Source organism: Streptomyces sp. NPDC087845, from assembly GCF_044742755.1.
Lineage (GTDB): Bacteria > Actinomycetota > Actinomycetes > Streptomycetales > Streptomycetaceae > Streptomyces.
Genome location: NZ_JBIUVC010000003.1, coordinates 226,394 through 246,712, shown reverse-complemented (window position 1 = coordinate 246,712; position 20,319 = coordinate 226,394). Strand labels below are relative to the sequence as shown.

Sequence of the window (20,319 nt, the reverse complement as noted above, 5' to 3'; positions counted from 1 at the left end):
GGACGGTGTGATGGACGAACAGACCAGGTACGAGGCGGTGAGCAGCCGCGACGCCCGTTTCGACGGGGAGTTCTTCTTCGCCGTCGAAACGACCGGCATCTACTGCCGGCCGAGCTGCCCGGCCGTCACCCCCAAGCGGAAGAACGTGCGCTTCTTCCCGACCGCGGCGGCCGCCCAGGGCAACGGTTTCCGGGCGTGCCGGCGCTGCCGCCCGGACGCTGTGCCCGGCTCGGCCGACTGGAACGTACGGGCCGACGTCGTCGGCCGCGCCATGCGGATGATCGGTGACGGCGTGGTCGACCGGGAGGGCGTGCCCGGTCTCGCCGACCGGCTCGGCTACAGCTCACGCCAGGTGCAGCGGCAGCTCAACGCGGAGCTGGGCGCCGGGCCCGTCGCGCTCGCCCGCGCCCAGCGGGCCCATACCGCACGCGTGCTGCTCCAGACGACCGCGCTGCCCGTGACCGAGATCGCCTTCGCGTCCGGCTTCGCCAGCGTGCGCCAGTTCAACGACACGATCCGGCAGATCTACGCCCGTACACCCAGCGCTCTGCGGGCCGAGGCCGGGACGGGGTCGGGGGCGGCGGTACGGGAGGCGCGCACCACCGGGATCCCGCTGCGGCTCGCCCACCGGGGGCCGTACGCCGCCCGTGAGACCTTCGACCTCCTGGCCGGCGAGACGGTCGCCCGGATCGAGGAGGTCGCCGGCGAGCCCGGTGGCCGCACCTACCGGCGCACCCTGAGGCTGCCGTACGGCACGGGCATCGTCGCCGTCGACGAGCGGTCCGCCGGGTCCTGGCTGGACGCCCGGATCCACCTCACCGACCTGCGGGATCTGACGACGGCCGTACAGCGGCTGCGGCGCCTCTTCGACCTGGACGCCGATCCGTACGCCGTCGACGAGCGGCTCGGCGCCGACCCGCGCCTGGCACCGGGCGTCGCCGCCCGTCCCGGGCTGCGCTCGCCGGGTGCCGCGGACCCGGAGGAGTTCGCCGTACGGACGCTGGTGGGCGGGGCCGGGGCCGAGCGGCTCGTCGAGATGTACGGGAAGGTCCTGGACGTGCCCTGCGGGGGGCTCACGCACGTGTTCCCCGAGCCGGGGGTGCTGGCCGGTGCGGTGGAGGACCCGGCGCTGCGCGCGCTGGCGGCCGCGCTCGCCGACGGAGGCGTACGGCTCGACGCCGGGGCCGACCGCGACGAGGCCGAGCAGACGCTGCTGCGGCTGCCGGGGATCGGCCCGGCAGCCGCAGCGCTCATCCGGACGCGGGCGCTGGGCGACCCCGATGTGGATCCGGAGAAGAGGCCCGAGGCAGAGCGGTGGCGGCCCTGGCGTTCGTATGCCGTACGCCATCTGAGCCTCTAGGAACCTTCGTCGGGGACCCAGTTGCGGATCTTCTTCGGGTGGATGCGGATGAGTTCCTCGCCGGAGTGGGCGATCCGGTCATGGATTCGGCCTCACCAGCGCACCCGTCACCCGTCACCCGTACCGTCCGACGGCTCGGACCATGGTCCCAGGACTTCGGGCCGGTGTTCAGGCGGGCAGGCCCCAGCGTGGTGCGGGCCCGTTCGCCGCGACCGGACGGATGGTCAGGTCCGGGCGGTCGCCCGCGGCCGTGATCAGCGCCGAGTCGCCCTTGCGGAGGTGGATGCGCACCGTGCCGTCGGCCTGCTCCTCGTGCCTCAGCGGTCGTCCGTGCCGGTCGCGGATCTCGACGGGCCCGTCGATGCCGTGGCGTACGACGCAGGGGGCGCCCGCCTCACTGGTCACCCGTACCCAGCGGGTCCGGCCCTCTTCGCGTACCGCGCTGAGCAGGAAAGCGCCCTGCGTACGGAAGTCATGGACGGTCGTCTCCCGCCAGGCGGCGGGCAACGCCGGGAAGACCCTGATGGTGCCGCCCCACGACTGGCACACCATGTCGTGCAGCGACTGGGCCGCCGAGAGCGGGGTCTCGATGACCGGGCCCGACTCCTTGTACATGGTGTTCGCCTGGATGAAGCGGCTCATCAGCTGCCCGAGGTACTTCAGCGCGTCCTCGCCCTTGCCGAGCAGCGCGGACATCGACGCGGCGCCGGTGAAGGTGTAGCCCTGCAGGGCGCCTTCGAAGCCCACCCAGTGGGCGAGGGACCTCTCGATCAGCGCGCGTTCGCCGGGCGTCGCGCCGGTCAGCTCGTACAGCGGGTACACCGCGAGCATGTGCGAGTAGTGGCGGTGTGATTTCGCGAAGGGCACCCCGGCGCCGATCATGAAGCCGTTCGCGTCGACCGGGTACGGCGCGAGCCTGGCCAGGACCTCCTGCCAGCGGGCGGTCAGCGGGTCCCGGACGCCGAGCCGTTCCGCCGAGTCGACGAGGGTGCGGCAGCCCCAGCGCAGCAGCATCAGGTCGTAGTTGCAGTCGGGCGCGTCGACCCCGTACTCGGGCGAGAACGTGGCCGGGAGGTGCAGCCTGCCGTCCGATCCCGGCGCCAGGAAGTGCAGGTAGTAGTTGACGGCCTTGCGCAGCAGCGGGAAGAGCGTGTCGCGCAGGATCGACTCGTCCATCGTGTGGCGGTAGGAGAGCCATACGTTGTGCAGTGCCCAGGTCAGATTGCCGACTTCGGGGGTGGGCGGGTCCTGGCCCGGGATGCCGACGCCGTAGCCGCCGTCGGTGACCGCTGCGCCGTTGACCAGCTGGGGGTCGGTGGTGCGGGGGATGCCGGCCGAGTCGGCCCGGTAGGGGGCGGCGACCTCGCGGGAGAGCTGGTCCCGGAATTCGCTCAGGGCCCGGGTGACGGCGTCCAGCTCAAGGTGGTTGGAGCCGTGGATCAGCCAGTACTCCAGCTGGACGTTGAGGTTCCACCAGGTGTTCGGCCAGGGGGTGGGCTCCAGCCAGGGGCCGGAGGTGGCCATCACGGGCGCGTCCTTGCGCGCCGCCGACGCCGTCTTGTACAGCTGGATCCAGTAGAAGCGCTGCAGCCGGGCATCGGGCAGGGACAGGAAGCTCTTCCGGTAGAACCGGTCCCACCAGGCGCGATGGGGCGCGGCCAGCAGACCGTAGGGAAGCGCGGAAGCGGTCTTGACGGTACGCAGCGCACGGGCGCGGGCCGTCGTCGCCGGATGGGAGTGCGCGACCGTGGCGTACAGGGTGCGGGCCGCGCCCCTGGTGCGCTCCCGCCAGGCGGTGACGTGGTGGCCGCCCGCGAGCAGCGGCTGGACGGCGGTGGTGGTCCCGCCGTGCTGTTCGGTCACCGCGGGCGGGTTGCCGGCGTAGCCGTCCGGGAGAGGCTTGAAAGCGGCCCTCGGGCTGATCGCGTCGGCCGGGTGGAAGACCCAGCGAAAGCCCCGCTCGCCCGCGCTCGGGGTGACCTCCACGGCCAGCAGATCGCTGGTGGAGTGGACGAAGGCCCGGAGCTTCAGGGTGCCCGCGGTGGTGGTGACCGTGCCTTCGAGTTCGGCGGAGTGCAGCCGCATCCACCACTCGATGTCCGTGATGGTGCCGACCGGTTCCAGGGTGAAATGGCCGATCGAGAGGCGGGCGAGACCGAAGAGGGAGCCGAACTCGGGGCGGTGGTCCTGGACCTCGGAGTGCTGGACGTTGAAGCGGATGGCCGTGGTGGTGGCGCCCGGCTCGGCGTAGATGCCGGAGCCGAGGCGGCCGTTGCCCAGATACGGCCCCTCGTACCAGGTCGTCGGCAGCTTCTGCCAGAGCAGGTCGGCGTCGTCCAGGACCGTGCGCCAGGCGTCGTCGGGGGAGTGCACGGTGACCGGTGCCGGGGCGGCGGGGGTGGCGGGGGCGGCCGCCTGTGCGGGGGCCGCCGCGCCGCCCACCACGAGTGCGCCGCCCATCGCGGTGCCGGTGGCGAGAACGCTTCTCCGGGAAGGGGCCGGGGCTTCGTTCCGGGGCAGGCGGGAGGGGTCCGATGCTGGGGGCAAGGCGTCTCCTGGCGGCTCGTACGCAAACACATCGATTCATCCGAGCTATTCCTTCAGGGAAGGTAGGCGCGGGTCATCCTTGCGTCAATGGAGCGAGAGAGATCCGATGTGTTTCCGTATATCTGGATGGCATCCATCTTGTTGTCCAGGAAGCGCGGGGTCAGCTCCAGATCACCGCGCCCAGCCAGGCCCCCGTCACCAGCAGACACGCGAAGAGCTCGACGAGCACCGAGTAGCCGGTCGCCCGCATCACCGAGCGCACCGACGCCCAGCCCGCCCCGCGGCTGCCGAGCCGCAGCCGCTCCGCCCCGTAGATCGCCCCCACGTATCCGGCGATCCCGCCCACCACCGGTACGACGAAGAAGCCCACGATCCCGCCGATCCCACCGAGCATCAGTGTCTTGCGCGGCGCCCCCGACTCTTGGGGGCGGCGAGGTGGCAGCAGCGGTTTCAGCGCCTGGTTCAGCAGGAGAAGGGCGGTGGCCCCGATGAGTACGCCCCAGGCGGCCGGAGTCACGTCGGCCAGCGCCCACCACAGCACGGCGGCCCAGACGATCGCCTGCCCCGGCACCCCCGGCACCAGCACGCCGACCAGGCCGAGGAGCATGACCAGGCCGACGGCAACGAGTTGCCACACACCCATCTGACCAGCCTGCCGGAGTCCGGCCGGTCCCGCCCGTCAGCGCGGCGCCGGGCAGGGGCCGTCGACGCAGCTCAGGGCCGTAGCGGCACGACTGGAACACCGTGCCGGGGTATGCCTCCGGCCCCGCTCGGCCCCGCGTCGTCCGGCCCGCTCAGCCCCGCGTCGCCCGGGACACCCAGCCCCGCTCGTACGCGTGCCAGCCCAACTGCAGCCGGGTCGACACCCCGGTCAGCTCCATCAGGCCCTTCACCCGCCGCTGCACGGTCCGCAGCCCCAGCTCCAGCTGCTTCGCCACGCTCGCGTCCGTCAGCCCGGCCAGCAGCAGGGACAGGATCTCCAGGTCCGTCGGATCGGGCCCGGCGGACTCCTCCTCCATGCGGCCGCTCTCGCCGAGCCTGAGCGGCATCGCGTCGCGCCACACCGCCTCGAAGAGGCCCATCAGCGACTCCAGCAGCCCGGAGGCGTGAACCACCAGGGCCGCGGGCTCGGCGCCCCGACCGGTCAGCGGCACCATCGCCAGGGCGCCGTCGGCGACGACCAGCTTGGTGGGCACCCGGTCGACGACCCGGCACTGCTCGTCGCGGCTCAGCGCGGCCGACAGCTCCAGAATCCCGGACGGCAGCGAGAGCACCTCGCGCTCGACCACCACCCGGAACACCACCCCGCGCGTGGCGGCCTGCTCCTCGGACTCGTTCTCCATTCCGCTCACCGCGATCGGCTTCCCGGTGACCAGGGCGCACACCTCGCTCGTCGCACCCAACTGCAACTGATGGAAACGGTGCGCCACCGCGCTCGCGCCCGTCACCACCTCGACCAGATCGTGCACGGCCGGCTCGGCGGCCTCCGCCCGGTACTCCTCGGCGAGCAGCGCCGCAGCCAGCTCCGCCTGCTCCAGCTCATGGCGCTGCTGGGTCAGCAGCGCCCCCAGCGCCACCCCGGGCGGCGCCGCAACCCAACGGCCCGTGCGGGACGACGACTGCGCGGCCAGTCCGTGCTGTTCCAGCCGGCGCAACGCGCGCTCCGTGTCCGACTCGGGAAGTGCCAGCCGGTGCGCGAGATCGGAGACCTCCGCGGCTCCCACCGCCACGAGCGCGCGGTACGCCGACTCCTGTATCTCATCGAGACCTATGGCTCCCAACATCCCCGGACCCCTCCCGGACGCACTGATTCCGCACGATGCCGCTGTCTTCGGGCGCCCGGTCGTGGCGGAAAGCGGCCACGGCGTAAACCCGCCGTGTACATCATCCCTTTATCGCCCGTCGCTCTGCCAATGTGGCGCCACCGCAGTACCGACAACCTCCGGAATACAGCGCTTTGTTCAAAGGTGTTCCGGTTTTACTTGGGGAGAGCGATGCGTCCGATATCGCGTACGGCGCTGGGAGCGGCCACCGCCGCCGTCCTGGCCGTCACCGCGATCGCACCGTCCGCGGCAGCGCCGCAGGACGACACGACCGCGAAGAGACCACTCACCGGGAGTGCGGCCGCCGGCGCCAAGGCGGGCAAACCGGTCACCGTCACCCTGGTCACCGGCGACAAGGTCCTGGTGAGCACGGACAGTTCGGGGGCCGCGTCGGTCACCGCACTGCCGCGCGAGGACGGAACCGTCCCACTCGTGCAGACCAGGCAGTCCGGCAAGGACCTCTACGTCTACCCCGACACCGCCACCGACGCGCTGGCCGCCGGCACGGTCGACGAGGAACTCTTCAACGTCACCGGACTCGTCCGCCAGGGCTACGACGACGCGAGCACCAAGTCGCTGCCGCTGATCGCCGTCTACGGCAAGGACGTGGCCCGCTCCGCGCCCGCCACCCCGCGCGGCGCCGAGCGCGGACTCGCACTCGACGCCATCGACGGCGTCGCGCTCAAGGCGGACAAGGCGAAGGCCGCCGACTTCTGGTCGGACGTCACCAACACCCGATCCCGCTCGGCCTCCGGACTGAAGAAGCTCTGGCTCGACCGCAAGGTCCAGGCCACCCTCGACCGGTCCACCAAGCAGATCGGCGCCGATCTCGCCTGGGCCGCCGGATACGACGGCAAGGGCACCAAGGTCGCCGTCCTCGACACCGGAGTCGACGCCGAACACCCCGACCTCAAGGGTCGGATCGCGGCCTCCAAGAACTTCACCGACTCCGACACCACCGACGACCGGCAGGGCCACGGCACCCACACCATCTCCACCGTGGGCGGCTCCGGCGCGGCCAGCGACGGCAAGAAGAAGGGCGTCGCCCCCGGCGCCGACCTGCTCGCGGGGAAGGTCCTCAACGACAGCGGCTCCGGCGCCGAGTCCTGGATCATCGCCGGTATGCAGTGGGCCGTCGACCAGAAGGCCGACGTCGTCTCCATGAGCCTCGGCAGCCCGACGCCGACCGACTGCACCGACCCGATGAGCGTCGCAGCCGAGGAACTGGCCCAGAGCAAGAACACGTTGTTCGTGATCGCGGCCGGAAACTCCGGTCCCGCGCTCAACACCGTCTCCTCGCCCGGCTGCGCCCCCAGCGTGCTGACGGTCGGCGCCGTCGACCGCGACGACTCCACGGCCTCCTTCTCCAGCCGCGGACCCGCGATCGGCTCGCACACCCTCAAGCCCGAGATCGCCGCGCCCGGCGTCGCCATCTCGGCGGCCGCGGCGGGCGGCCGCGGTGTGTACGCGTACCAGACGATGTCCGGTACGTCGATGGCCACCCCGCATGTCGCGGGCGCCGCAGCCATCGTGAAGCAGCGTCACCCGGACTGGACCGCCCAGCAGATCAAGGCGGCTCTCGTGTCGTCCGCGAAGAGCGACATCCCCGGTGACGTACGCGAGACCGGTGGCGGCCGCCTCGATGTGAAGGCCGCCATCGACACCACCGTCGTCGGCGCCCCCGCCGTCCAGGCCGGCACCTTCAACTGGCCGCAGGACAAGTCCGACCGCACCACGGTGGACGTCCCGTACACCAACTCCGGCTCCAAGCCGGTGAAACTGTCCCTGAAGGTCCAGGGCGTCACCGGGAACGACGGCTCGGACCTCCGTTCCCCGGTCGCGAAGCTCGGCGCGAGCACCGTCACCGTTCCCGCCGGAGCCACCGTCGAGGTCCCGCTGACGATCGACCCGACCGCGAAGCTGAAGGCCGCCCAGTACGGCGACGTCACCGGACGCGTCCTGGCCACCGGGCCCGGCGGAGTGAAGGTCTCGACTCCGTTCTCGATGTACGTCGGACCGGAGACCGTCACCCTGCGCGTCAAGCTCGTCGACCGCGCCGGCAAGCCCGCCGCGGGCTCCTCCTCGCTGGACGTCATCGGCACGGACACCGCGAGCGGTGAGCGGCGCTTCAACGAAGGCGCCACCGACCAGGTGTACCAGGTGCGCCCCGGCGCGTACTTCGTCTCCAGCTTCATCACCTCGCCGGACCCGAAGGACGCCACCGGCAGGATGGCCGACTCCGTCGGCTACCTCGCCAGGCCGCAACTGAACGTCACCAAGGACACCACCCTGGTGCTGGACGCCCGCAAGGCCCATCGGGTGCAGGTGAAGACGGAGGACCGGGCGTCCGAGAACCGCTCCACGACGCTGTCCTTCGGTCGCAGCTGGGACGGCACCTGGCTGCACTCGGGCTCCATCACCGGTACCGGCGCCGTCAAGAACTACCTGGCCGACGTGCAGGGCACGGCGCACGACGGTGACTTCGAGTTCGCCAGCTTCTGGCGCGCGTACGCCCCGCAGATCGAGAAGCTCTCGGTCGTCGGCGGCGCCGACCTGCACGCCACCGCGGCGAGCACCGGGTCCGTCAACCTCGACGGTACGGGCGAAGCCGCTCTCGTGGACGCGGGCACCGGCACCCCCGACGAGCTGAAGGCCGCCGGCGTCTCGGGCAGGATCGCCCTGGTCGCGGTCGACGACGACGGTTCCCTGGTGACCCAGGCACGGAACGCCAAGGCCGCCGGCGCGAAGGCGGTCATCGCCCACCGGCCGTCCGCGGGCCCGTGGCAGCCGTCGGTCGGATACGGCGCGGCACCGCTGCCCGCACTCGGCATCGAGTCGGGTGAGGCCGACGCCCTGAAGGCCGCCCTGGCCGACGGCCCGGTCAAGCTGCGCTGGAAGGCCACCGCCGCCAGCCCGTTCGTCTACAACCTCGCCTTCCCCGAGACCGGCCCGGTCACCTCGGACCGCACCTACAAGGTCCGCGACGGCAAACTCGGCAAGGTCACCGCCAATTACGAGGCGATGGGCGTCGCGGCCGACTACGTCGACACGATGATCATCAACCGTCCGTACGGCGGGGCCTTCTCCGCCTCCTTCGACACCGTCGCCGTCCCCGGCACGCGCACCGAGTACTACTCGGCGGGCGACACCGGCTGGGAGCGCTACCTCTCCTCCAGCTTCCCCTGGGGCGAGTACATGGTCGACCAGCCCCGTACGTACAAGGCGGGCGCGAAGCGCACGGAGAACTGGTACCGGGGCATCCCGGCACCGGCCGCCCCGCGTGACACCCAGGGCAAGGCCCTGATCGCCGCGGAGCGACAGGACAACCTGATCGGCGTCGCCCCGGGCTTCTGGAGCGACACCGAGCACGCCGGCCTCCAGGGCTCCTTCGGAGACATGGGCAACATGCGGCTGACCAGCGGCGGCGAAGTGCTCGGCGAGTCCGGCTGGCCGTCCGGGGTGTTCACCGTCCCGGCCGGGGACGCCGCGTACGAGCTGACCATGGAAACCTTCAAGACCGGCCAGCCCGCCGCCGTGTGGAAGCGGTCCACCCACACGGAGACCACCTGGAAGTTCCGGTCGAAGCGGGACGAGAACGTCTACTCGCAGGGGATCCCGCTCCTCTTCCCCGGCTACGACCTGATGACCGACGGGCTCAAGACCCTTCCGGCGAAGGACGGTCAGACGATCGGCCTGAGCGTCACCGGCCACGCCGGCTACACGCCCGGAAAGCTGACCGCCGCGAAGGTCTCGTACTCGTACGACGGCGGCGAGACCTGGACCCGGGCCACCACCGCGCAGCAGGGCGGCCACTGGACCGCGACCGTGAACCACGCGGGCGCGGCCGGCAAGCCGGTCACCCTGAAGACCGAACTGACGGACGCCAACGGCAACTCCGTCATCCAGACCGTGAACGACGCGTACGCCGTGCGCTGATCACGTCCTGACCGGTCCGCCGGGCGTCCTTCCCGTGGGGGGTGGGGCCGCCCGGCGGATCTTTTCCACGGACGCTGCTTCCGGGCGATCTTTTCCACAGCCGCTGTTTCCGGACGCTTTGTTTCCACGGCCGTTGTTTCCGGACGACCCGTTCTCCGGACGGCCCGTTCTCCGGACGACCCGTTTTCGTACGGCCCGTTTTCGCACGGCCCGTGCGGTCGAAAATAAGGGCATGAGTCAGCAGGGGGAGAGGCCCGCCGCCCACGAGGACGACTGGTGGCGCAGGCTGTACGACGAGACCGCCAGAGACACCGGGGCGACCAACGCGGCCGACAGCCTCGACGACCGCTTCGACTCGGTATCGGACGCGGTGAGCCCGGACGGGCGCGGGGGGATCGACCGGGCGGGGGAGAGGGCTGGGGAACCGGTCGCGGTTCCGTCTCCGGTTCCGTCTCGGGTTCCGCCTTTGGTTCCGTCTCCGATTCCGACTTCGGTTACGTCTCCGGTTTCGCCTTCGTCGGATGCGCCGGGTGCGCGGGTCGAGCCTCCGCCCCAGCCCTCTGAGGTCGCGCCGTCCGAAGTGGCCGGGTCTCCGTCTTCGCCTCCGGCGCCCGCGCCTGTGCCTGTGGTGCCCCGGCCGCTGCGGGAGCGGGCCCCGTGGGAGCCGCCCGCCGTGAGCGTACGCGCCCCGGGGGCGGCCCCGGCCGGACCGCCGCAGCCGCGCACCTTCGCCACGCCACCGGTTCCGGCCGAACCCCCGGCCGCCGCTGACCTGCCGTCGGCACCGGATCAACCGCCCCTGCCGCCGCAGCCAGCGCAGCCGCCGCAGCCGCCGGAGCCGTCCGTCGCCGCCGGAGCGTCCGCGCCGGTGCCGCCTCTGCCCAGGCGGCCGGTGGCCGGGAGAACCGTCGCCCCGCAAGCCCCCGTCGCCGAGGCCGCCGCACGAGCACCCGGGCCGGAGCCCGCATCCGTCCCCGCCCCGCGCCCCGTGATCGGCCACGTGGGTGACCGGCCGCCCACCTACGACGCCGAGCCCACCGCACTGCCCGCCACCGTCCCCCAGGAGCTCGACGGCCTCGTCGCCGACACCGTGCTCGACGGCGCCCGGTACGGCACGTACACCCTGCGCGCCGCTTCCGTGCGCGGGGACTCCGCGCGGTTCCGGGGCGAGCCACGCCGCGATGCGCTGCTCACCGTACGGTTCGGGACCGACAGGAGCGCGCTCGTCCTGGTCGCCGTAGCCACCGGGGCCCGCGCCACGGAGCGGGCGCATCTGGCGGCGGCCGACGCCTGCCGCTCGATCGGCGCCGCCGTGGGCCGCAGCCATGTCAGGCTCTCCGAGGACATAAGGGCCGGCCGCCGGGGCGACCTCAAGTCAGGACTGCACCGTCTCACCGACCGCAGCTACGGCAAGCTGCGTGCCCGCGCCGCCGAACTGGGTCTCGAACCGGAGCAGTACACGGCGGGGCTGCGCTGCCTCCTGCTGCCCGCGGACCCCGACTGCCGTACCCGGATCTTCTTCGGCGTCGGCCCCGGAGGACTCTTCCGGCTGCGCGACGGCGTCTGGCAGGACCTCGAACCAGAGGCTCCGGAAGCCGGTGTCGCCGACGCCGACGCCGACGGAGCAGCCGTGGTCGGATTCGGCTCCCGTTCCCCGTCCTTGTCGCTGTCTCTGTCGCCATCGCCGTCGCCAACCGCCGGGAGCCCGTCGGGCCCGCCCGCCCGGCCGGCTCAGCCGTTCCGGTTCCGGGCCTCGGTGGCCCGGCCGGGGGACACGCTGCTGCTGTGCAGCACCGGCCTGGCCGAACCGCTGCGCGGCGAGCCCGCCCTCGCCCGGGAGCTCGCCGAACGCTGGACACCCGACCGGGCACCCGGACTCGCGGCCTTCCTCACGGACTCCCAGCTCAGGGTGAAGGGGTACTCCGACGACCGCACGAGTGCCGCTGTCTGGGAGGCGTAACCGCGCGCGGCATGGGTTGATGGATGCGGAGTCCGGAGGCCGAAGCGCGGAAAGGGTACGCACCCATGGCGAAGCAGAACGTGTCGGAGCAGTTCGTCGACATCCTCGTCCGGGCGGGGGTCAAGCGTATGTACGGGGTCGTCGGCGACAGCCTCAACCCGGTCGTCGACGCCATCCGCCGGAATCCGGGCATCGACTGGATCCAGGTCAGGCACGAGGAGACCGCCGCGTTCGCCGCCGGAGCCGAGGCCCAGATCACCGGGTCCCTGGCGGCCTGCGCCGGATCCTGCGGACCCGGCAATCTGCACCTCATCAACGGCCTCTACGACGCCCACCGCTCCATGGCACCCGTTCTCGCCCTCGCCTCGCACATCCCGTCGAGTGAGATCGGTCTCGGCTATTTCCAGGAGACCCATCCGGAGCTGCTCTTCCAGGAGTGCAGCCACTACAACGAGATGATCTCCAACCCGCAGCAGATGCCGCGGCTCCTCCAGACGGCCATTCAGCACGCGATCGGCCGAGGCGGGGTCAGCGTCGTCTCGATGCCGGGTGACATTGCCTCGCAGCCCGCTCCGGAGAAGTCGATCGAGCACGCCCTGGTCACCTCGCGGCCGACGGTACGGCCCGGTGACGAGGAGATCGAGAAGCTCTGCCGGATGGTGGACGCGGCGAAACGTGTGACATTGTTCTGCGGCAGCGGCACGGCCGGCGCCCACGCCGAGGTGATGGAGTTCGCCGAGCGGGTGAAGTCCCCGGTCGGGCACGCGCTGCGCGGCAAGGAATGGATCCAGTACGACAACCCGTACGACGTCGGCATGAGCGGGCTGCTCGGCTACGGCGCCGCCTACGAGGCGACCAACGAGTGCGATCTCCTCGTCCTGCTCGGCACCGACTTCCCGTACAACGCCTTCCTCCCCGACGACGTGAAGATCGTCCAGGTCGATGTGCGGCCCGAGCACCTCGGCCGCCGCTCCAAGCTGGATCTCGCGGTCTGGGGTGATGTCCGCGAGACGCTTCGCTGCCTGACGCCGCGGGTGAAACCCAAGACCGACCGCAAGTTCCTCGACCGGATGCTGAAGAAGCACGCCGACGCGCTGGAGGGCGTGGTCAAGGCGTACACCCGCAAGGTCGAGAAGCACATTCCGATCCACCCCGAGTACGTTGCCTCGGTGCTGGACGAACTGGCCGACGACGACGCCGTGTTCACCGTCGACACCGGCATGTGCAACGTCTGGGCGGCCCGCTACCTCTCCCCCAACGGCAAGCGCCGCGTCATCGGTTCGTTCAGCCACGGCTCGATGGCGAACGCATTGCCGCAGGCCATCGGCGCCCAGTTCATCGACCGGAACCGGCAGGTGGTGTCGATGTCCGGCGACGGCGGATTCACCATGCTGATGGGCGACTTCCTCACCCTGGTGCAGTACGACCTGCCGGTGAAGGTCGTCGTGTTCAACAACTCCTCGCTCGGCATGGTGGAGTTGGAGATGCTCGTCGCCGGTCTGCCATCGTTCGGTACGACCAACAAGAATCCGGACTTCGCGGCGATCGCGCGGGCCGCCGGGGCGTACGGCGTCCGGGTGGAGAAGCCCAAGCAACTCGAAAGCGCTCTCAAGGATGCCTTCAAGCACAAGGGCCCGGCGCTCGTCGATGTCGTCACCGACCCCAACGCGCTCTCCATCCCGCCGAAGATCAGCGCGGAGATGGTGACCGGCTTCGCCCTCTCCGCCAGCAAGATCGTGCTGGACGGGGGAGTCGGCCGGATGGTCCAGATGGCCCGCTCCAATCTGCGGAACGTACCCCGCCCCTGAACGGGACCCGGGGGACGGGGCACGGGCGGGGCACGGGCGAGGTGTCGTGCCGGGGTCACCTCATGCGGGGGCCACCTCACGCCGGGGTCATCTCACGCCGGGGTCAGCCGAACCGTCACGATCTGGAAGGGCCGCAGCGACAGTACGAGACCGTGCTCATCGGTGTCCGCTTCGTGCAGCGGCCGTTCCAGGAGGTCGGTGATCCGGGCCTGTACGACGGGGAATCCAACACGCAGTGTCGTGTTGGCACGCCCGCCCGCGGACTCGTACAGCCGCACGATCACATCGCCGCTGCGGTCCTCGGCGAGCTTCACCGACTCCACCGTGACCGCCGGATGGCCGGTGCTGAGCAGTGACGGCAGGGCCGGGGCCACGGCCGCCCGCAGCGGCAGATTGAGCGCCAGCCCTTCCCGTACCGCGTCCGTGATCTCGCTGCCCGGTGCCAGCGCGTACCTGAACCGGTGCGTACCGAGGTCGGTCTCCGGGTCCGGGCTGCGCGGGGCGCGCAGCAGCGTCAGCCGTACGGTCGTGCCGAGGCCCGCGCCGTGCGGGGTACGGGTCACCTCGTGCCCGTACGTCGAGTCGTTGAGCAGGGCGACGCCGTACCCCGGTTCGGCGACCCGCAGCCAGCGATGGGCGCAGATCTCGAAACGGGCGGCGTCCCAGCCGGTGTTGTCGTGCGTGGGACGGTGGATGTGCCCGAACTGGATCTCGGCCGTCGACCGTTCGGCGTGCACGTCGAGTGGAAACGATGCCTTGAGGACCTTCTCCGACTCCTGCCAGTCCACCTCCGTCTCGATGTCGATCCGCCGGCTGTTCGCGGCCAGACGGATCTTCTGCACGACGCGCGAGGCCCCGAACGACCGCGTGACACGGACGGCGGCCCGCAACGGCCCCTCCTCGACCAGTTCGACGGAGTCGGCGTCGGTGAGATCGGTACGGGTGCGGCGGTAGTGTCGGTCGATGTCCCAGGCGTCCCAGCGATTGGGGTGATCCGGGTGCAGTTGGAGCAGGTTGGCCCGGTGGCCGGGGGCGAGGACGTCCCGCCCGGCGTCGAGATCACGGACGGCGGCGATCAGTCCGTCGCTGTCGATGACGACCCGCAACAGCCCGTTGTCGAGGACGAAGCCTTGGTGAGCCGAACCGGCTGCCGGCCCCTCCGCCGAGCCGCTCGCCGATTCGCCTGCAGAGTCACCCGTCGATTCACCCACGGATCCGGTCGGCGGCTCGCCCGAGTGCCCGGACGCCGTGACCGCGTGCTCCGGTACCGCCGAGTACCCGAACGCCGTGACCATGTGCTCCGGTACCGCCGAGCCGTCCAGCAGGCCCGCGCCCAGCCCGGGTGCCTCGGCCAGCACCGCTGTACGCCCCTCGCCCAGCGACTGCACCCGCGCGCCGGAGGGCAGCACCGCGCTCGCCTCCGCGTCCAGCTCGACGACCTGACTGCGCTGGTACGGCGAGGAGTTGAGCGCCACCAGCCCCTCCGGTCCGCCCAGCGCGGACACCGAGTCCGCGACCACGTCGGCCAGCTCCTCCCGCACCCGGTCGTAGGCGTCGCGTGCCTCCCGGTGCACCCAGGCGATCGACGAACCAGGCAGGATGTCATGGAACTGATGCAGCAGCACCGTCTTCCACAGCCGGTCCAGCCGCTCGTACGGGTAGGGGTGACCGGAGGTTCGCAGGGCCGCCGCGGTCGCCCACAACTCGGCTTCACGGAGGAGGTGTTCGCTGCGCCGGTTGCCCTGCTTGGTCTTGGCCTGGGTGGTGTACGTGGCCCGGTGCAGCTCCAGGTAGAGCTCGCCGGACCAGACCGGCGCCAGTGCGCCGTACTCCTCCTCGGCCGCCGCGAAGAACGCCGACGGGCTCTCGATCCCGACCCGTGGTGACCCCTCCAGATCCTGGAGCCTGCGTGCCTTCTCCATCATCTCGCGGGTGGGGCCACCTCCGCCGTCACCCCAGCCGAACGGGACGAGGGAGCGTGTCGCCACCCCCTTCTCCGCGAAGTTCCTTTCCGCATGGGCGAGTTCGAGTCCGTGGAACTGCGCGTTGTAGGTGTCCACGGGCGGGAAGTGGGTGAAGACCCTGGTCCCGTCGATACCCTCCCACCAGAAGGTGTGATGTGGCATTTTATTGCTCTGGTTCCAGGAGAGCTTCTGGGTCAGGAACCACTTCACCCCCGCCAGCCGCGCCAGCTGGGGGAAGGCGGCGGTGTAGCCGAAGGAGTCCGGCAGCCAGATCTCCTCGGTCTCCACTCCCAGCTCCCGCTCGAAGAACCGCTTGCCGTGCACGAGCTGCCGGGCCAGCGCTTCGCCGCCCGGCATGTTGGCGTCGGACTCCACCCACATCGATCCCACGGGCACCCACTGTCCGTCCGCCACGGCCCGCTTGATCCGCTCCCAGACGTGCGGTTGATGCTCCTGCACCCAGGCGTACTGCTGGGCCTGCGACGCGGCGAACACCAGCTCCGGATAGTCCCGGGACAGCGCGGTGACATTGGCGAAGGTGCGTGACGCCTTGCGCACCGTCTCGCGCAGCGGCCACAGCCAGGCCGAGTCGATGTGTGCGTGCCCGGTGGCCGAGATCCGGTGCGCGCTCGCCGACGCCGGGCGGGACAGTGCCTCGGCCAGTTCGTCCCGGCCGGCTCGCGCCGTACGTGCCACATCGTGCAGGTCCAGCGCGTCGAGCATGCGCTCGAGCGCCCGCAGGATCTCGTGCCGCCGGGAACGGTCGACGGGCAGCTCCCGCATCAGTTCGGAGAGCACCTCGATGTCCAGGACGAGGTGCCAGACCGCCTCGTCCAGCACAGCGAGGTCGGCGGAGGCGAACCGGTAGAGGGGCCGGTCGCCGGCCGTCAGCACGTCCCCAAGCGATGTCGGGGCGAAGCCGTGCTCCAGCACCGCCGGATTGGCTGCCGCCTCCAGCAGCAGCGAGACCGGTTCGCCGCCCGCCGCCGGAGAGGCGACCGTCAGATGCCGATTGCGCGGATGGATGCCCTTGAGCGGGATGCCCGCCGCGTCGTACAGCATTCCCTCGGCCTGGAAACCGGGCCCCTGACCGGAGAACCCGGGGTCGACGACCACCTCGACCCGGCGCCCCGCCCATTCCTCCGGCACGGTTCCCTCCAGCCGGAACCAGCTGGTGGACCACGGCCTCCCCCACTCCGTACCCGCTCTGAACGGTTCGTACGTTCCCTCCAGCGCCCGATCCACCGGCACGGGTTCGCCGGGGAGGTGCTGGACCGAGAGGGTGAGCGGGGTCCGGGCCGAGTACTGGGCCGGGCGGATGAACTGGTGAAGGGCCCGTTCGAGGCGGTCCTCCACCAGGGTGCGGTCGTCGTGCATCACAGTTCCTCGGGGTCGGCGCCTGGGCGGTGTCCATGGCTCCACTTCCCCGGCGACGCCACCTGCACCCCTGCGAACGGCGCGACGGGGTGACGTGGCGACGGGACGACGGGGTGACGGGTCGGCGGGGTGACGGGTCGGCGGGGTGACGCGGCGACGGGGCGACGGGTCGGCGGGGTGACGGGTCGGCGGGGTGACGGCTGATCAACTGGCCCTGCACACACCCTTGGCGCCTCTGAAGCAATGTGACATATTACTGCCGTGCTCACGAGACAGCCCCTGGATGTCGTCATCGTCGGGGCCGGAGTGGTCGGTGCCGCCTGCGCCTACTACGCCTCCCGGTCCGGACTGTCCGTCGCCGTCGTCGACCGCGGACCGGTCGCCGGAGGCACCACTGGAGCCGGGGAGGGCAACCTCCTGGTCTCCGACAAAGTGCCGGGACCGGAACTGGAACTGGCCCTGCACTCCGCCGACTTGTGGCGCCAACTGTCCGAAGAACTGCCCGCCGACATCGAGTACGAGCTCAAGGGCGGCCTGGTCGTGGCGGCGTCCGAGGAGTCCTTGGCCACCCTGTCCACGACGGCCGCCGGCCAGCGGGAGGCCGGCGTCGAGGTGTACCACGTCACATCGGACCGACTCCGCGACGTCGAGCCCCACTTGGCACCGAGCCTTGCCGGGGGCTGCCACTACCCGCAGGATGCCCAGGTCCAACCGGCACTGGCAGCAGCCGGGTTGTTGCGGGCAGCCGGGCACGCGGGAGCGGTACTGCACTCCGGCGAGGAGGTTGTCGCGATACTCAGGGATGCGAAGGGTGCGGTACGCGGGGTGCGCACCGCACGGGGCGAACTGCGTGCCCCCGTGGTCGTCAACGCGGCCGGCACCTGGGGCGGCGCGCTGGCCGCGCTGGCCGGGGTCGACCTGCCGGTCCTGCCGCGCCGGGGGTTCGTACTCGTCACCGAGCCGCTGCCGCGGCTGATCAGGCACAAGGTCTATGCGGCGGAGTACGTGGCCGATGTGTCGAGCGGATCCGCGGCGCTGCAGACCTCGCCCGTGGTGGAGGGAACCCCCGCGGGGCCGGTGCTGATCGGGGCCAGCCGCGAACGGGTCGGTTTCGACCGGACGTTGTCCGTACCGGTGATCGCCCGGCTGGCCACTCAGGCCGCCGCACTGTTCCCCGTACTGGCGGATGTACGGGTGCTGCGCGCCTACCACGGGTTCCGCCCCTATCTGCCCGACCATCTGCCCGCGATCGGCCCGGACCCCCGGGTACCGGGCCTCTTCCACGCCTGCGGCCATGAAGGAGCCGGGATCGGACTGGCCCCCGCGACCGGTCGGTTGATCGCCGATGCGATCGGCGGTCGGCAGCCGGTACTCGATCTCGGCCCCTTCGCGCCCGACCGGTTCGACGCGACCCCCGTGCCCCAGGAGAGGAACCTGTGAGACGCACCCGTGCACGTACCCCCGCCGAACTCGTCCGGGCCCGGCCCGAACCGGAGTTCCGGCTGACCTTCGACGGGCACCCGATCCGCGGGCTGCCGGGCCAGACCATCGCCGCCGTACTCTGGTCGGCGGGCATCCTGACCTGGCGTACCACGCGGGTCCACGGCCGGCCACGGGGAGCCTTCTGCGGCATCGGCGCCTGCTACGACTGCCTGGCCACCGTCAACGGACGTCCCAACCAGCGCGCCTGCCTGCTGCCCGCGCGTCCCGGCGACGCCATCACCACGCAGGAGGGCAACGGCCATGCCCCACTCGACGGCTGATCACCGGCCACGGGACCCGGATCGCGCCGAACTCGCCGTGGTGGGTGCGGGCCCCGCCGGTCTGGCGGCGGCCGTGAAAGCGGCCGACCACGGGCTCGGCGTCGTCCTGCTGGACGCGGCCGTCGCGCCCGGTGGTCAGTACTACCGCAGCCCGGCCGACGGGCTCGGCGCCACCCGGCCCGCCGCCCTCCACCACCGCTGGCCCGTCTTCGCCGAACTCTCCTCCCGGCTCGCGGCGCACCGTGACTCCGGCGCGATCCGTCATCTCCCCGACCACCACGTGTGGACGGTCGAACGAGGCGTCGGCGGCGACTGGATCCTGCATGCCGTCACCGGAGCCGAGGGGGAACGCCGCTCCGCGGTCCGGGCCGGCCGACTGCTGCTGGCGTCAGGTGCCCACGAACGCCAACTGCCTTTCCCCGGCTGGACACTTCCGGGCGTGGTGAGCGCTGCCGGCGCCCAGGCCATGCTCAAGTCCGGCCTGGTGCTGCCCGGCCGGCGAATGGTCGTCGCGGGGAGCGGGCCGCTCCTGCAGGCTGTCGCGCTGTCGCTGGCGCGTGCCGGTGCGAGCGTTCCGGCACTGGTCGAAGCGTCCGGATACGGGGGCTACGCGCGCGCCCCACGGGTGCTGGCCGCCAACCCCGGCAAAGTGGTGGAAGGGGCCCGGTACGCGGCGGCGCTGGCCCGCTCCGGAGTCCGCGTGCTGACCCACCGGGCGGTCACCGACGTACACGGGGACAACCGGGTGGAAGGGGTGACCGTCAGCCGGTTGGACCGCCGTTGGCGTCCCGTGCCGGGATCCGGCCGCGAGATCGCCTGCGACGCGCTCGCCGTGGGGCACGGGCTCGTTCCTCAGCTGGAACTCGCCGTGGCCGCGGGCTGCGCTACGTGCGTGTCCGCCGACGGTACGCACGCGGTCGTCCTGGACGAGCAGCTGAGGACCACCACGCAGGGTGTGTGGGCCGCGGGGGAGACCGGCGGCGTCGGCGGCGTTGAACTCGCCCTCTGCGAAGGCGAGCTGGCCGCGCTGTCGGTCATCCGGGAGTTGCGGGGCGGGGAGCGGAGGGGAGAGGCGCGCAGAACGGTCGCTCTGCGTCGGTCTCGTCGACGTATGCGGGCCTTTGCCGCGCTGATGGGTGCCGTGCACCGGCCGGGGGAGGGGTGGAACGCCTGGCTGACGAGCGACACGGAGGTCTGCCGTTGCGAAGAGGTCACTGCGGGCCGGATCCGTACCGCGTGCGAGGAGCTCGGTGCCGCCGACACCAGGACTGTCAAACTTCTCACCCGGGCGGGCATGGGCTGGTGCCAGGGCCGGACGTGCGGATTCGCCGTCCGCGAACTGGCCGGCGCGCACGGCACCGGACACAGCGACGGACATGGCACCGGACACGGCACCGGACACGGCACCGGAGTCGGCGGTGCACCGGAGGGCCCCGACCGGCGCCCGCTGGCCTGCCCCGTGACGCTGTCCACGCTCGCCGACCTGGCCGATCCCGGATAGACCACCCGGATAGAGCCACCAGGACAGAACCGCTCGGACAGAAGTCCCCCGGACACAACCGCCCGGACGGAACCGCTCGGACAGAAGCCCCCGGGCGCAACCGCCCGGACACAACCGCTCGGACAGAAGCCCCCGGGCGCAACCGCCCGGACACAACCGCTCGGACAGAAGTCCCCCGGACACAACCGCCCGGACAGAACCGCCTGGGCACGATCACCTGGGTAGAACCTGCCTGGGTACCACCACAGCCATGCCCCGACACGCTTCGGTATCGCGTGCC

General features: G+C 71.5%; 11 protein-coding genes. 7 read left to right on the top strand and 4 right to left on the bottom strand.

Going from position 1 to position 20,319, the window contains the following annotated elements:
* Positions 1 to 10: 10 nt before the first annotated feature.
* A complete protein-coding gene (locus ACIOMQ_RS10250) occupies positions 11 to 1,360 on the top strand; it encodes an AlkA N-terminal domain-containing protein (RefSeq protein ID WP_362198066.1) in 1,350 nt (449 codons plus the stop codon).
* Positions 1,361 to 1,528: 168 nt separating this feature from the next.
* Here the strand turns inward: ACIOMQ_RS10250 and ACIOMQ_RS10245 are convergent, their stop codons facing one another.
* The 3 genes from ACIOMQ_RS10245 to ACIOMQ_RS10235 form a co-directional block, all read right to left on the bottom strand.
* Positions 1,529 to 3,820: a glycosyl hydrolase family 95 catalytic domain-containing protein gene (locus ACIOMQ_RS10245; protein WP_402188823.1), complete on the bottom strand. Its 2,292-nt coding sequence runs from the start codon at positions 3,818 to 3,820 to the stop codon at positions 1,529 to 1,531.
* Positions 3,821 to 4,067: 247 nt separating this feature from the next.
* The gene (locus ACIOMQ_RS10240; RefSeq protein WP_362197689.1) at positions 4,068 to 4,550 is read right to left on the bottom strand and encodes a DUF456 domain-containing protein; all 483 of its coding nucleotides are present in this window, start codon (positions 4,548 to 4,550) and stop codon (positions 4,068 to 4,070) included.
* 151 nt (positions 4,551 to 4,701) lie between these two features.
* Positions 4,702 to 5,691, bottom strand: coding sequence for a helix-turn-helix transcriptional regulator (locus tag ACIOMQ_RS10235; RefSeq protein ID WP_362197686.1), 990 nt, complete (start codon positions 5,689 to 5,691; stop codon positions 4,702 to 4,704).
* Positions 5,692 to 5,901: 210 nt separating this feature from the next.
* Between ACIOMQ_RS10235 and ACIOMQ_RS10230 the strand changes: the two genes are divergently transcribed.
* From ACIOMQ_RS10230 to ACIOMQ_RS10220, 3 genes are all read left to right on the top strand, one after another.
* Positions 5,902 to 9,666 carry a S8 family peptidase gene (locus ACIOMQ_RS10230; protein WP_402188547.1) on the top strand — a complete coding sequence of 1,255 codons (3,765 nt, stop codon included), beginning with the start codon at positions 5,902 to 5,904 and terminating at the stop codon, positions 9,664 to 9,666.
* Between the two features lie 232 nt (positions 9,667 to 9,898).
* Positions 9,899 to 11,626 carry a protein phosphatase 2C domain-containing protein gene (locus tag ACIOMQ_RS10225; RefSeq protein ID WP_402188545.1) on the top strand — a complete coding sequence of 576 codons (1,728 nt, stop codon included), beginning with the start codon at positions 9,899 to 9,901 and terminating at the stop codon, positions 11,624 to 11,626.
* Positions 11,627 to 11,691: 65 nt separating this feature from the next.
* Positions 11,692 to 13,434, top strand: coding sequence for a pyruvate dehydrogenase (locus ACIOMQ_RS10220; RefSeq protein ID WP_362197677.1), 1,743 nt, complete (start codon positions 11,692 to 11,694; stop codon positions 13,432 to 13,434).
* A gap of 92 nt (positions 13,435 to 13,526) precedes the next feature.
* Here the strand turns inward: ACIOMQ_RS10220 and ACIOMQ_RS10215 are convergent, their stop codons facing one another.
* Positions 13,527 to 16,775 (bottom strand): alpha-mannosidase, encoded by a 3,249-nt coding sequence (locus tag ACIOMQ_RS10215; protein ID WP_402188543.1) that lies wholly within the window; start codon positions 16,773 to 16,775, stop codon positions 13,527 to 13,529.
* A 261-nt stretch (positions 16,776 to 17,036) separates the two neighbouring features.
* On the opposite strand from ACIOMQ_RS10215, the gene ACIOMQ_RS10210 reads away from it, so the two are divergent.
* The 3 genes from ACIOMQ_RS10210 to ACIOMQ_RS10200 are packed head-to-tail and all read left to right on the top strand — an operon-like array spanning position 17,037 to position 20,039.
* On the top strand, positions 17,037 to 18,215 hold the full coding sequence (locus tag ACIOMQ_RS10210; RefSeq protein ID WP_362197671.1) for an FAD-binding oxidoreductase: 1,179 nt from the start codon (positions 17,037 to 17,039) through the stop codon (positions 18,213 to 18,215).
* On the top strand, positions 18,212 to 18,538 hold the full coding sequence (locus ACIOMQ_RS10205) for a (2Fe-2S)-binding protein (RefSeq protein ID WP_362197668.1): 327 nt from the start codon (positions 18,212 to 18,214) through the stop codon (positions 18,536 to 18,538). The genes ACIOMQ_RS10210 and ACIOMQ_RS10205 overlap by 4 nt, the downstream gene beginning before the upstream one ends.
* Positions 18,519 to 20,039: an NAD(P)/FAD-dependent oxidoreductase gene (locus ACIOMQ_RS10200; RefSeq protein WP_401263710.1), complete on the top strand. Its 1,521-nt coding sequence runs from the start codon at positions 18,519 to 18,521 to the stop codon at positions 20,037 to 20,039. The genes ACIOMQ_RS10205 and ACIOMQ_RS10200 overlap by 20 nt, the downstream gene beginning before the upstream one ends.
* The last annotated feature ends 280 nt before the right edge of the window (positions 20,040 to 20,319 follow it).

Bases quoted from the DNA above. Each gene is read 5' to 3' on its own strand.
- ACIOMQ_RS10200 (WP_401263710.1), top strand. From the start codon at position 18,519: ATGCCCCACTCGACGGCTGATCACCGGCCACGGGACCCGGATCGCGCC.
- ACIOMQ_RS10220 (WP_362197677.1), top strand. From the start codon at position 11,692: ATGGCGAAGCAGAACGTGTCGGAGCAGTTCGTCGACATCCTCGTCCGG.
- ACIOMQ_RS10215 (WP_402188543.1), bottom strand. From the start codon at position 16,775: ATGCACGACGACCGCACCCTGGTGGAGGACCGCCTCGAACGGGCCCTT.
- ACIOMQ_RS10250 (WP_362198066.1), top strand. From the start codon at position 11: ATGGACGAACAGACCAGGTACGAGGCGGTGAGCAGCCGCGACGCCCGT.
- ACIOMQ_RS10235 (WP_362197686.1), bottom strand. From the start codon at position 5,691: ATGTTGGGAGCCATAGGTCTCGATGAGATACAGGAGTCGGCGTACCGC.
- ACIOMQ_RS10245 (WP_402188823.1), bottom strand. From the start codon at position 3,820: ATGGGCGGCGCACTCGTGGTGGGCGGCGCGGCGGCCCCCGCACAGGCG.
- ACIOMQ_RS10240 (WP_362197689.1), bottom strand. From the start codon at position 4,550: ATGGGTGTGTGGCAACTCGTTGCCGTCGGCCTGGTCATGCTCCTCGGC.
- ACIOMQ_RS10230 (WP_402188547.1), top strand. From the start codon at position 5,902: ATGCGTCCGATATCGCGTACGGCGCTGGGAGCGGCCACCGCCGCCGTC.
- ACIOMQ_RS10225 (WP_402188545.1), top strand. From the start codon at position 9,899: ATGAGTCAGCAGGGGGAGAGGCCCGCCGCCCACGAGGACGACTGGTGG.